This is a genomic window from Dactylosporangium sp. CA-092794 (genome assembly GCF_050948465.1).
GTDB lineage: Bacteria > Actinomycetota > Actinomycetes > Mycobacteriales > Micromonosporaceae > Dactylosporangium.
In genome coordinates this window covers 12,443,618-12,455,849 of the sequence record NZ_CP192044.1, presented here as the reverse complement: position 1 = coordinate 12,455,849, position 12,232 = coordinate 12,443,618, and the positions used below count along the sequence as shown (strand labels likewise).

10 protein-coding genes are annotated in these 12,232 nt (G+C 72.9%); 7 read left to right on the top strand and 3 right to left on the bottom strand.

The window, feature by feature from the left end; all coding sequences use genetic code 11:
• Positions 1 to 14: 14 nt before the first annotated feature.
• The 3 genes from ACQPXD_RS54015 to ACQPXD_RS54005 all read right to left on the bottom strand — a co-directional run bounded on the left by ACQPXD_RS54015 (position 15) and on the right by ACQPXD_RS54005 (position 3,188).
• Positions 15 to 629 carry an Hsp20/alpha crystallin family protein gene (locus ACQPXD_RS54015; protein ID WP_432832642.1) on the bottom strand — a complete coding sequence of 205 codons (615 nt, stop codon included), beginning with the start codon at positions 627 to 629 and terminating at the stop codon, positions 15 to 17.
• Positions 630 to 721: 92 nt separating this feature from the next.
• Complete coding sequence (locus ACQPXD_RS54010) at positions 722 to 2,572, bottom strand: glycoside hydrolase family 15 protein (protein WP_432832640.1); 1,851 nt, start codon at positions 2,570 to 2,572, stop codon at positions 722 to 724.
• Positions 2,573 to 2,648: 76 nt separating this feature from the next.
• Entirely contained in the window at positions 2,649 to 3,188 is a 540-nt protein-coding gene (locus ACQPXD_RS54005; RefSeq protein WP_432832638.1) for a TetR/AcrR family transcriptional regulator, read from the bottom strand.
• Positions 3,189 to 3,269: 81 nt separating this feature from the next.
• Between ACQPXD_RS54005 and ACQPXD_RS54000 the strand changes: the two genes are divergently transcribed.
• From ACQPXD_RS54000 to ACQPXD_RS53970, 7 genes are all read left to right on the top strand, one after another.
• Positions 3,270 to 4,475 (top strand): FAD-dependent monooxygenase, encoded by a 1,206-nt coding sequence (locus ACQPXD_RS54000; RefSeq protein WP_432832636.1) that lies wholly within the window; start codon positions 3,270 to 3,272, stop codon positions 4,473 to 4,475.
• Between the two features lie 9 nt (positions 4,476 to 4,484).
• The gene (locus tag ACQPXD_RS53995; RefSeq protein WP_432832634.1) at positions 4,485 to 4,946 is read left to right on the top strand and encodes a MarR family winged helix-turn-helix transcriptional regulator; all 462 of its coding nucleotides are present in this window, start codon (positions 4,485 to 4,487) and stop codon (positions 4,944 to 4,946) included.
• A gap of 116 nt (positions 4,947 to 5,062) precedes the next feature.
• On the top strand, positions 5,063 to 7,417 hold the full coding sequence (locus ACQPXD_RS53990; protein ID WP_432832632.1) for a hypothetical protein: 2,355 nt from the start codon (positions 5,063 to 5,065) through the stop codon (positions 7,415 to 7,417).
• Positions 7,418 to 8,015: 598 nt separating this feature from the next.
• Positions 8,016 to 9,281, top strand: a complete 1,266-nt coding sequence (locus ACQPXD_RS53985; protein ID WP_432832630.1) for a hypothetical protein — start codon at positions 8,016 to 8,018, stop codon at positions 9,279 to 9,281.
• Positions 9,278 to 10,804, top strand: a complete 1,527-nt coding sequence (locus ACQPXD_RS53980; RefSeq protein WP_432832628.1) for a ferredoxin — start codon at positions 9,278 to 9,280, stop codon at positions 10,802 to 10,804. The genes ACQPXD_RS53985 and ACQPXD_RS53980 overlap by 4 nt, the downstream gene beginning before the upstream one ends.
• Positions 10,805 to 10,809: 5 nt before the next feature.
• Positions 10,810 to 11,394 carry a sigma-70 family RNA polymerase sigma factor gene (locus ACQPXD_RS53975; protein WP_432832626.1) on the top strand — a complete coding sequence of 195 codons (585 nt, stop codon included), beginning with the start codon at positions 10,810 to 10,812 and terminating at the stop codon, positions 11,392 to 11,394.
• Positions 11,395 to 11,519: 125 nt separating this feature from the next.
• Complete coding sequence (locus ACQPXD_RS53970) at positions 11,520 to 12,179, top strand: hypothetical protein (protein WP_432832624.1); 660 nt, start codon at positions 11,520 to 11,522, stop codon at positions 12,177 to 12,179.
• Positions 12,180 to 12,232 lie beyond the last annotated feature (53 nt).

Sequence of the window (12,232 nt, the reverse complement as noted above, 5' to 3'; positions counted from 1 at the left end):
CCAAGCCGCTTCCGTTACCGCCGGGAGCCCTGCTGGCCCTGGCCCTGCTGGCCTTGCTGTCCTTGCTGGCCCTGCTGGCCCGGCTGCCCGGGCTGACCGGTTTGTCCGCGCTGCTGGCCTTGCTGCTGCCCCTGCTGCGCGGTCTGCTTGCGCTGGATCTCGATGCGGCGGGGCTGGGCGTCGCGCGCCTTGGCCACGGTGACGGTCAGCACGCCGTTGCTGTAGCCGGCCTCCACCTGCTCCGCGTCCACGTCGCTGGGCAGGTCGACGTCGTACTCGAACTCGCCGGTCTGCCGGTTCTGCCGGCGGATCACGCCGCCGCGTTCGCGCTGCTGGAAGGTGCCGGAGACGCGCAGCTCCTCGCCGCGCAGTTCCAGGCTCACGTCCGACGGGTCGACGTTGGGCAGGTCGATCTCGACGATGTAGGCGTTCTCGGTCTCCTCGATGTCGATCGGGGGCGACAGCGCCGAGAGCCCCGTGGGCAGCGTCGGATTTTCGCCCATGAACGCCTGCATCAGCTGACCGAACCGGCTGTTGATCTCATCGATCTCCCGGCGCGGGTCCCAGCGGTACGGGATCCCGGCCAGCTGCCCGCGCCGGCGCCGGGATGCGAAGGGTGCGAGAGTCATAACTGATCGATTCCCTCCTGTTGTGCCTTCGCCGTCATCTCCAGCCTCTGCCCCGAGCCGGGGTGAGAGCCTCCCCTGCCGCGAATGAGGCGTCAGTGCTCCTCCTCGGCCCGGATGACGCGGAACACCGCGTTGATGAGCGACAGGTGCGTGAGGGCCTGCGGGAAGTTGCCCAGGTGCCGCCCGCTGTGCGGCTCGATCTCCTCGGCGTAGAGGCCCAGCGGCCCGGCGAAGGACAGCAGTTTGGCGCACAGCCGCTCGGCGCGTGCCGTCTCGCCGATCTCCACCAGCGCCGACACCAGCCAGAACGAGCAGACCGTGAACGTGCCCTCGGCGCCGCTGACGCCGTCGTCGGTGTCCTCGGTGCGGTACCGCAGAACCAGCTCGTTGACCGTGAGCTCGTCCTCGATGGCGAGCACGGTGGCGCGGACCCGCTCGTCGTGCGAGGGCAGGAAGCCGACCAGCGGGATGAGCAGCACGGAGGCGTCCAGCGCGGTGCTCTCGTAGTGCGCGGTGAAGACGCCGCGCTCGTCGACGCCGTTGGCCAGCACGTCCGCGCGGATCTCGTCGGCGCAGGCCCGCCACCGCTGCCCGAGCGGCTCGTCGTCGCGCAGCGCGGCCAGGCGCGCGCCCCGGTCGAGCGCCACCCAGCACATGATCTTCGAGGAGGTGAAGTGCCGGGGCTCGCCGCGGACCTCCCAGATCCCGCGGTCCGGCTCCCGCCAGTGCTGCGCGGCGCTCTCCACCTGGTGCACCAGCACCGGCCACATGCGCTCGTCGAGCCGGTCGCGGTGCTTGGTGTGCTGCCACACGGTGTCGAGCATCGTGCCCCACACGTCGTGCTGGCGGTGGGTGAACGCGTCGTTGCCGACCCGCACCGGCTTGGCGCCCTCGTAGCCGTACAGGTGCTCCAGCAGGTGCTCGGACAGCTGGCGCTCGCCGCCGACGCCGTACATGACCTGCAGGTCGACGTAGCGGCCGGCGATCTCGCTGATGAACCGGCGGAAGTCGTCGGCCTCCCAGTCCAGGCCGAGCGTGAACAGGCCCCAGAGGGTGAAGGCGGAGTCGCGGATCCAGCAGTACCGGTAGTCCCAGTTGCGCTCGCCGCCCGGCGTCTCCGGCAGCGAGGTGGTGGCCGCCGCGGCGAGCGCCCCGGTCGGTGCGAAGCTCAGCCCCTTCAGCGTCAGCGCGCTGCGCTCCAGGTGGCCCCGGAACGGGTGGTCGGGGAACCGCCCGCGGGCCAGCCAGTGCTGCCAGTGGTGCGCGGTCCAGGTGAGCCGGGCCTCGGCCTCGGCGCGGTCGGTCGGCGGCGGGTGCTCGGTCCAGGACAGCGCGCAGTACCGCGAATCGCCGTCCTTCAGCAGCGTGCGGGCGATGGCCTTGCCGCCCTCGAAACCGAGCCGCAGGTCGGTGGTGAGCCGCAGCTCCACGTCGCAGCCGTCGGCCTGGCAGGTCCCCTCGTGATAGCCCGGGCCGAGGTACTCCCACCGCCCGCTCAGCCGCCCGTAGTCGAACACCGGGTCGCAGTCGAGCGTGAGCTGGACCTCGCCGCTGATGCAGTGCACCGTGCGCAGCAGCACGTGCTCGGCGTCGTAGTCGGTCGGCGCCCGCCGGTGCGTGCCGGAGCGCTCGCTGTCGTGGTGCCACGGCCCCATGAGCAGCACGTCGAGCACCACGATCCAGCCGGTCGGCGTGCCCCAGGTGGTCTCCAGCACCATCGTGCCGGGCAGGTACCGCCGCGCCGCCGGCACTCGCTGGTCCGACGGACCCAGCCGGAAGCCGCCCGCCCCGCGGTCCAGCAGCGCGCCGAAGACGCTCGGCGAGTCCAGCCGGGGCAGGCAGAGCCACTCGACGTTGCCGCTGGGCGCGATCAGCGCGGTCGTCTCGCAGTCGGAGAGGAAGCCGTACGACTCGATCGGCGGGAACGGCGACAGCGAGGTCACGGCGCCGGCCCGTCGGAGGGGGCGATCGCGGTCATCCGGGCGCGCTACCCGGCTGGCCCGAGGGCAAACCGCGAGGTCACCGCCCGAGCGCGCCGAGCGCCGCGGCCAGGGTGGCCGCGCGCAGCTCCGCCGCGGAGGCATCGGTGAACATGACCGTGCAGTCGCCGAGGCCGCCGATCGCCACGGCCGCGCGGGTCAGCTGCGACAGCGTCGGTGCGGGGCCGAACAGCAGCGTCGTGAGCCGGCGGCGCCAGCCGTCGACGGCGGCGGCCAGGTTGAGCTCCGCCAGGACACCGGGGTCGAGCATGACCGCCCTGATGATGTCGCGGTGGCGGTACGCCACGTCGAAGTAGGTCCCGAGCACCTCCCGCGGGTCGTCGGGCGGGCTCGCCTCGAGCCGCGCGAGCAGGTCCTCGACGTCGTCGACGAACGGCTGCACCAGCCCCCGGAGCAGGTCCTCCCGGGACGCGAAGTGGTAGTACAGCGCCGGCTTGGTGATGCCGACCCGCTCGGCGATCTCGCGCAGGCTGGCCTGCTGCACGCCCCGCTCGGCGATCACCTCCAGCGCGGCGGCGCGGATGCGTCCGGCGGTCTCGCTCGTCCTCGGTCTCGGCACTCCCCGATCGTAGTTGACTTACCGGACGGTAAGTCCTTTACTGTCCGGTAGGTAAACAAACTCTCGTGGGGGAGGATCACCGTGAACGTGCTCATTTCGGGGGCGAGCATCGCCGGGCCGGTGCTGGCGTTCTGGCTGCGCCGGGCCGGCTACCGGGTCACCGTCGTGGACCGCGCCGCCACATTGCGCACCGGCGGCGCCGGCGGCCACGCCGTCGACCTGCTCGGGCCGGCGGTCGAGGTCGTCGAGCGGATGGGGCTGCTCGACCGGGTCCGGGCGGCGCGCACCACGACCGACCTGATGCGGCTGATCCGGCCGGGCCGGCCGACCGTCAGCCTCAACGCGTCGCTGCTGCTCGCCGGGGTCTCCGACCGGCACGTCGAGATCATGCGGGGCGATCTGGCGCAGATCCTCTACGAGGCGACCGCGGGCGACGTGGAGTACCGCTTCGGCACCTGGGTCACGGCGATCGACGACGGCGACGTCACCTTCGCCGACGGCAGCCGGGAGCGCTTCGACCTCGTCGTCGGCGCCGACGGCCTGCACTCGGGGATCCGGCGGCTCACGTTCGGCGACGAGCGGCAGTACCGGCACTTCCTCGGCGCCTACCTGGCGGTGTTCTCGGTGCCGGACTGCATCGGCCTGGACGGGGTGACCCTGAGCTACAACGCGGTCGACCGCGCGGTGGGCGTCTACCCGACCCACGACCCGGCCCGGGCCCGGGTCGTGTTCCTGATCCGGGCCGCCGAGCGCGACTACGACCACCGCGACGGCGCCGAGCAGCGGCGGCTGCTGCGGGCGATGGCGGACGGGCTCGGCTGGGAGGTACCGAATCTGCTGGCTCATCTGGACGACGCCGACGACTTCTACTTCGACTCGATCAGCCAGATCCGGCTCGACTCGTGGTCGCGGGGCCGGGTGACGCTGGTCGGGGACGCCGGCTACGGCCCCGGCCCGGCGGTCGGCGGCGGGACCAGCCTCGCCGCGGTCGGCGGCTACGTCCTGGCCGCCGAGCTCGCGGCGGCGGGCGGCGACCACACCGTGGCATTCGGTGCTTACGAGGCGGCGATGGCCGGCACGGTCGCGGGCAGCCGGCGCATCGGCCCGGCGGTGCTGGCCACCATGGTCCCGCGCAGCGAGCGGCAGATCTGGACGACGGCGCAGGCGCTGCGGCTGCTGCCCCGGCTGCCCAAGCCGCTGCGGGCCCGGCTCACGTCCTTCGGCGGCGGCCCGGCCGCGATGCTCGACGGCGTGCGGCTGCGCCCGTTTCCGGTAGCCGCCATATAGTCATGACCGGTGACTATTTCCCCTGGTGCTCCTCAGCGCGCCGATCCCGACCTCGGCGTGCTGTCCGCGCAGATCCTGTTCGCCCTGCAGCGGGAGCTCTTCCGCCGGCTGGGCGAGCACGGCTACGCGGACCTGCGCCCGCGGCACGGCGCGGTGCTGGCCTACCTCGACGAGGCGGGCAGCCGCGCGACCGACCTGGCGTTCCTGTCCGGCCAGCACAAGCAGGTGATCGGCACGCTGGTCGACGAGCTCGAGGCGCTGGGCTACGTGGAGCGCCACCCCGACCCGCAGGACCGCCGGGCCAAGCTCATCGTCCCGACCGAGCGCGGCCTGGCCGAGATGCACCGCTCGGCCGAGATCCTGGCGGACATCGAACGGGGCCACGCGGAGGCGGTCGGCGAGGCGGCCTACGCCGCCTTCAAGCGCGTGCTGCGCCGGGTCGCCGACCGCCAGCGTGGCCGGCGGGCCTAGGCGCCCGACAACCGCCGAACGGCGTCTGGCAGCGGCGACCCATGACACGCTCGGCCGGGTGAACCGCGCGCATTTTCCCGGGTGCCGGGGCGGCGGGGCCGGTAGGAAAGCGGGTCATGGCCCTGACACGCCTCGCGGAGCGGGACGAACCGGACGTGCACGCCGGGCGGGGCGGGCGGGCGCCGCGGATCCGGTGGCGGTCCGGCTGGTGGCCGGCCGGGCTCGTGTTCGTCGCGACCGGCGGGGTACTGCACGCCTACGGCGTCTCGGCGCCGACGTATCTGGCGTTCGCGCTCTACGTCGCCGCCGCCGTGACGCTGCCCGGGACGCTGCTGTGGCGGCTGGTGCACCGCGGCTCGCGGGGCCTCGGCGAGGACCTCGCCGCCGGGACCGCCGCCGGCTACGGGGTCGAGGTGCTGTGCTACGTGCCGGCCCGGGCCCTCGGCGCGCCGCTCGCCGCGCTGGCCGGGCCGGCCGCGATCGTGCTCGCCTTCGCCGGTTTCAAGGGCCTGCGACGGTACTGGCGGGGCACCGGCCCCGCCGGCCGCGCCCCGACCGCGCACTCGTGGACCCTCGCCGGCATCGCGCTGGCCCTGCTCGGCTGGAGCACGGTGTACTACCGCCACCACGGCTTCGCCTGGCCCAGCTACGGCAAGCCGGACATCGACGTGCCCTTCCATCTCGCGCTGGTCGGCGAGCTCAAGCACCACATGGGCCTCGTCACGCCGTGGGTGACCAGCGAGCCGATCTACTACCACTGGTTCGCCTACGCGGACCTGGCGGCGACCAGCTGGGCGACCGGCATCGAGCCGTACGTGCTGCTCACCCGCCTGTCGATGCTCCCGATCAGCTTCGCGCTGGTGGTCGGGGTCGCCGCGGTGGGCCGGCGGGTCGGCGGCTCCTGGACGGCCGGCGCGGTGACGGCGCTGACCGCGTTCCTCGCGCTCGCCCCCGACCCGTACGGCTGGGTCCAGGACCTGTTCTACCGCGACTACGGGTTCAACCCGATCGATGACGGCTCCAACGCGCGGCTCACCCTGTGGACCAGCCCGACGCAGACCTTCGGGGCCCTGCTGTTCGTACCGCTGATGCTCGTCCTGCTCGACCTGCTGCGGGACGCCGCCGATCGCCGGCGGTGGGCGGCGCTGGCCCTGCTGCCGGCCGCCGTCATGGGCGCGAAGGCGAGCTTCCTGCCGACGCTGTTCTGCGCGCTGCTGCTGGTGCTCGCGGTGCACGCCCTGCGCGCCCGCCGGCTGCACCGCGCGGGCGCGGCCGCGCTGGGCATCGTGCTGGCCTGGCTGGTGTTCGCGCAGTTCGTGCTGTTCGGCGGGCAGAGCCAGGGGCTGGGACTGGGCCCGCTGGACGCCCTGCGGCGCAACCCGGCCGGCGTGAGCACGCACTACACCGAGGATCCGCGGCTGTACCGGCTGGTCGTCCTGCTCGCCCTGACGCTGCTCGGCTGGACCGTCCTGTGGTGCGGCGCGGCCGGCCTGGGCCGCCGGCTCCTGGGCGCCGACGCGGTGCTGCTGCTGGGCCTGGGCGTGACCGGGTTCGCGGTGCTGCTGCTGTTCGGCCACTCGGGCGGCCAGGCGGAGGGCTTCTTCCTGCAGGGCGCCCGCCCGTATCTGGCGGCGCTCTCAACCTGGGGCCTGCTAACCCTAATTACGGATAAATCCGGACGCTGGCGTGTCCGGATTTATCCGACATTTCAGTATTTAGCGGTATTCCTCGGCGGCGCCGTCCTGGTGTACACCATCAGGCTGATCGACGGCGGCGGCGTGCCGGTGATCGGCCCCGAGCGGCGCGCGGCCGCCGTCACCATCGCGCTGGTGTGGCCGTGGGCCGCGCTCGGCGCCGCGGGCATCCTCGCCGTGCTGCTCGCTCGCCGGGCCCGCACCCCGGCGGCGTTCGGGCTCGTCGTGGTGTTCCTGCTCGGCGGCACGGCCCCGACGGCGCTGCGCCAGCTCGGCTACGCCTACCAGGACGGCCGGGCCAACGGCTGGTCGGAGCGGGCCGATCTGTGGCCCGTGGTCACCGAGGGCACCCTGGAGGCCGGCCGCTGGCTGCGCGACCATTCGTCCCCGAACGACCTCGTCGCCACCAACATGCACTGCGCCTACGAGGGCCGCCGCGGCCGCTCCGCGTGCGACCGCCGGCACTTCGGCATCGCCGCCTACACCGAGCGCCGGGTCCTGGTCGAATCCTGGGCCTACACCGCCGAGGCCCATAACCAGGAGGCGATCCAGGGGGTGCCGCAGGAGCACACCCGCTACTGGCGCCCCCGGCTGCTGGCCGACAACGACGCCGCCTTCGCCGACCCCTCGCCGGAGACGATCGGTGTGCTGCGCGACCGGTACCACGTCACCTGGCTCTTCACCGAGGACGACATCATGCCCCCGTCGCCCGATCTGCCCCGCTATGCGACGCTGATGTACCGCGCCGGCCACTGCGCGGTCTACCGCATCCGCTGATCTTCGGCCGTCGTACACACGTGCTATCCACAGGCTGTGGATAGCACGTGTGTACGAACCCTCCGGGTGCGCGGTCGCACGGCTTGTGCGGGTCCGAACGAAGTCGTCGCGGCCGGGCGAATGATCCCGGAGGCCGAACCGAAAGCAGGCCTAACGCGGGCTTAAGGCGTGTTTTACGAATCCATTCAGGTAACCGTTTGAAGTCAACCGACCACGGCGGCCGTCGATGGCTGTGGGAGCGCGCTCTCCGAGCTGACAAAACGGGCAAATCCAGCGTGATACTCCCTGAATGGCGCCCTCATGTGGCCCAGTGGATCACTAAAAAGCTTTAGGCGGACTTGAAGAAGAACCTCTCGATCATGCATCGGCACGCGCTACCTGCACGAGCAAACTTAAATTGACCCGTTCCAGACACCTGCCTACGTTGGATTGCGCCGGGCGGCGGAAATCGCCGGGAATTACCGCACAGGATTGAGGAACTGCAATGGCACAGCCGCACCCGCCGGCCTCCGGTGGGGCTCCCTCGCGCCGCGGTCGTTTCACTCGGGGTGCTCCCCCCTCCCCTGTCAACATCGGACTGGTCGTCCTCGCAGCACTGATGCTGCTCGGCGTGGTGACCGGCGGTGGGCGGGAGACGCTCACCCAGCTTTTCGCCTTCATGCTCTTCTACTGCGGCGTCTTCACGCTGGTCTCGCTGACTATGTGCGTGATCGCCGGGCTGCTCGCCACCGATCGGATCATCCTCGTCGCCCGGCACCGGGTGTGGGTGCAGTCGGTGCACCGCACGCTGGGCATCGTCGCCGTTTCCTTCCTGGGGCTGCACATCGGCAGCGAGCTCGTCTCCGGGCGGGTCGGCATCTTCGGCGCGCTGGTGCCCTTCACCACGGCGCCGTTCGCGGTCGGCGCGGGCACGATCGCGGCGTACCTCATGGTCACCGTGATGTGGACCGGCATGGTCCGGGCCCGCTTCGCCCAGACCGGGAAGCCGTGGATGTGGCGGCCGCTGCACGCGACGGCGTACCTGTCCTGGCCGGTCGCGGTCTGGCACGGGCTGAACGCCGGCCGCCCGGCCGCCGTCTGGGTCACCGCCAGCTACGTGCTGCTGCTGTTCCTGACCCTGGTCGCGCTCGGACTGCGGCTGTCCGCCGAGCGCAACCGCAAGCAGCAGCAGCTCGCCGCCGACCGCACCACCACCGAGATCGCGCCGGTCGGGCGGCCCGAGCCGGCCGGCTACGACCGCCGCGCCACGCGCTCCTCCCGCTCCGGCAGCCGGTTCCGGTGGGACGCGCCAGCGGCCGAGCAGCTGTGGGACGCCGACGCGGCGAACCTGCGCGCCGACTACCGGCGCGAGACCGCCGAGCCCGAGCCCGCCGACTACCGGCGCGAGGCCGAACGGCCCGCGGCGGCCCCGGTGACCGCCGTGCCGTTCGAGCCGCCCTTCGAGAAGGCGTACGACGAGGATCGGTACACGCCGGATGCCTACGCCACCGAGTACTACGAGAAGCCGGAGCCGACGACGTACCGCGGCACCGCCACCCCGAAGTACGACGACGGCTACGACCCCTACGCGACCTACCCCGAGCCCTATGCGGAGACGTACCAGGAGCCCGCGCCGCGCCACTCGACCGAGACCGCCGGCATGACGCTGCGCGACCGGTTCGAGGCGCGCCGGTCCAAGGTCTCCGCGGCGGCCGAGCCCGACCGGTACGTCGACGACGACACGCCCACGCTGGTCAACCTCGACACCCGGCGGGAGCTGCGCCGCCAGGAGCGCGAGCAGGCCCAGGCGGGCCGCGGCCGGCGGCACCGCGCCGAGGACGACGACGTCGAGTACTGGAACCGGCTGCGGGGCGAGGCACGATGAGTCCCCGAGCCGCGACGAGCCAGCGCCCCCGGACCCGGGGCAGCGACGGCGCGGCGCTGGTGCCGACCGTCCTGTCGATCGGCCCGGCCCGGCTGACCGCCGGCCTGGACCGCGCCGAGCGCCTCGACCTGCGGGCCCACCAGCAGGTGCACGGCCCGATCGGCCCGCTGTCCCTGCGCGCGCTGATCGAGCTGGCCGAGGACATCAACCTGGCCGGGCGCGGCGGCGCCGGGTTCCCCTTCGCCAAGAAGCTGCGCGCCGTCGCCGACGCCGTCGAGCGGCGCATGCTCGCGCCGTTCGTGGTGGTCAACGCGACCGAGGGCGAGCCGGCGGCGTGGAAGGACAAGGTCCTGCTGACCCGCGCGCCGCACCTGATCCTCGACGGCGCCGCGCTCGTCGCGTGGGCGCTGCGGGCGGTGGAGATCGTGCTGTGCGTCGCCGACGACGGCGTCGGCGAGCGCTCGCTGCTCGCCGCGGTCGCCGAGCGTGACCTGCCGGTCCCGGCCCGCGTGGTGCGGGTGCCGCACCGGTTCATCTCCGGCGAGGGCGGCGCGCTGGTCCAGGGCATCAACGGCCTGCCGCACATCCCGCCGGGCATCAAGCGGCGCGCGGCCGAGGGCGGCGTGGCCGGCCAGCCGACGCTGCTGTCCAACGCGGAGACGTTCGCGCAGCTGGCGATCGCCGCCCGGGTCGGGCCGCGCCGCTACTGCGAGGTCGGCGACCGCGACGGCAAGGAGCCCGGCACCGTGCTGCTCAGCGTCACCGGCAGCGCCCGGCACCCGGCCGTGGTCGAGTGCCCGACCGGCACGGCGCTCGCCGACGTGCTCGACCTGTGCGCCGTGCCGTCCGGGCCGGCCGTGCTCTCCGGCGGCTTCCACGGCCGCTGGCTGGACATGACGACCGCGTCGCGGGCCGAGGTCTCGCGCCGCGGGATGACGGCGGTCGGCGGGTCGCTCGGCGCCGGAATCGTGCTGCCGATCAGCTCCGACACGTGCCCGTTAGGGGAGGTGGCCCGGGTGGTGCGCTATCTTGCGGCCGAGTCGGCCGGGCAGTGCGGGCCGTGCCGGCTCGGGCTGCCGGACCTGGCCCGGGCGGTGGACGGGATCGCTTCGGGGGCCGGGGATCCGGCCGTCGTGCGGGCGGCCGCGGCGGGCGTCAAGGGCCGCGGTGCCTGCAGCCATCCCGACGGTACCGCCGCATTCGCCACCTCCGCCCTGGAGGTCTTCGCCGACGATCTGGCCCGTCACGCGCGGTCCGGCGACTGCGGGCGCCCGGTGGCCGGGGTGCTGCCCGTGCCGACGGCCCGCGAGGAGGCCGGCACCCATCGGCTGCACGTCGACTGGTCCCGCTGCGACGGCCACGGCCTGTGCGCCGACGTCGCCCCCGACCTGATTCGCTTGGACGGCAACGGTTATCCGGCCCTTCTCGACGCGCCCGTGCCGGTGCGGCTCGAGCAGGTCGCCGCGCAGGCGGTGGCCGTGTGTCCCGCGCTCGCCCTGCGCCTCGCGGCGGCGAAGCGGTGACCGGGATGCTGACCGCGAGCGGCCGCCGGGCCGGACGACACAAGGGCGCGAAGGACCCCGACGAGGAGTTGCTGCGCGCGCTCTACCGCGAGCACGCCGACGCCCTGCTGCGCTTCGTCGCGCGGCTCACCGCCGGCGACCGCCAGCGGGCCGAGGACATCGTGCAGGAGACGCTGCTGCGGGCCTGGCGCAACGCGCACCGCCTCGATCACGACGCGGTCGGCTCGCTGCGGCCGTGGCTGTTCACCGTGGCCCGGCGGATCGCGATCGACGAGTACCGCAGCGCGCAGTCGCGGGCCGACGAGACCTACGGCCAGGACCTCGACGAGCTGTGGCTGTCCCAGCTCACGCAGTCCGACGAGACCGAGCGCGTGCTGGCCAACATGGTGATCATGGACGCGCTGCGCAGCCTCAGCCGCGCGCACCGCGAGATCATCGTCGAGACGTATCTGCGCGACCGCACCGTGAACGAAGTGGCCGAGCTGCTCGGGCTTCCACTGGGGACCGCCAAGTCGCGGGTGTACTACGCGCTGCGCGCCCTGCGCGCCGCACTGGACGCACGAGGTGGTACGGGCAAGACCCCGCGCTAGTTCGACGCGGCACCCAGCAAACTTTGTGAATTTGTCTACTGTGGATTTTCAGTCTCGGCCGGCCCCCCGCCCGTACCACCTGGCGGAACAAGAAAACGCGATGGGAACGGATCGAGGAGGACGACGTGGCACCAAAGAGGCTCACCGTCACCGTAGCGGGATGCGCGGTAGCGGCGGCCGCCCTGGCCGCCCTGACCGCCTGCGCGCCCAAGGGTGCCGACGCGAACTACGACCCCGCGGCGGCGCAGCAGCAGGTGCCGGGCCTGGCGGACTTCGCCAACGAGGCGAACTCCGCGCCACCGGCCACCACCGCCCCGCCGCAGCCACTGACCGAGGCGTTGAAGGCACAGACGATCGCGAAGATGGGCAAGGTCGTCACCGACCAGAACGGCTGGGTGCTGTACCGCTTCGACAAGGACACCGCCAAACCGCCGAAGTCCAACTGCGAGGACAAGTGCGCGGAGGTCTGGCCGCCGGCCCTGACCGACGGCAACCCCCAGCTCAGCGGCGTCGATCCGGCCGTCGTCGGTACCGTCGTGCGGGCCGACGGCTCGCGCCAGATCACCCTGGCCGGCTGGCCGGTGTACCGCTACATCGGCGACCCGAAGCCGGGCGCCTGGAAGGGCCAGAACGTCGGCGGTGTCTGGTTCGTCGTCGCCCCTGACGGCAAGAAGAACCTGACCTGCCTGCCCACCCCGGCGCCGACCGCGGTCCAGCCGCCGTCCGCGTCCCAGGCCGCCGACCAGAACGCCACGGACAGCGGCAACGGAACCGGCGGCTACTGATGTACCCGGTCGAGCCTGACGGCGTCCGTCCTCGCCCGTGGCCGCGCCGCCGG

Coding starts and splice junctions, on each gene's coding strand:
- ACQPXD_RS53985 (WP_432832630.1), top strand. CDS start 8,016: ATGCTGCTCGGCGTGGTGACCGGCGGTGGGCGGGAGACGCTCACCCAG.
- ACQPXD_RS53980 (WP_432832628.1), top strand. CDS start 9,278: ATGAGTCCCCGAGCCGCGACGAGCCAGCGCCCCCGGACCCGGGGCAGC.
- ACQPXD_RS54015 (WP_432832642.1), bottom strand. CDS start 629: ATGACTCTCGCACCCTTCGCATCCCGGCGCCGGCGCGGGCAGCTGGCC.
- ACQPXD_RS53975 (WP_432832626.1), top strand. CDS start 10,810: ATGCTGACCGCGAGCGGCCGCCGGGCCGGACGACACAAGGGCGCGAAG.
- ACQPXD_RS53990 (WP_432832632.1), top strand. CDS start 5,063: ATGGCCCTGACACGCCTCGCGGAGCGGGACGAACCGGACGTGCACGCC.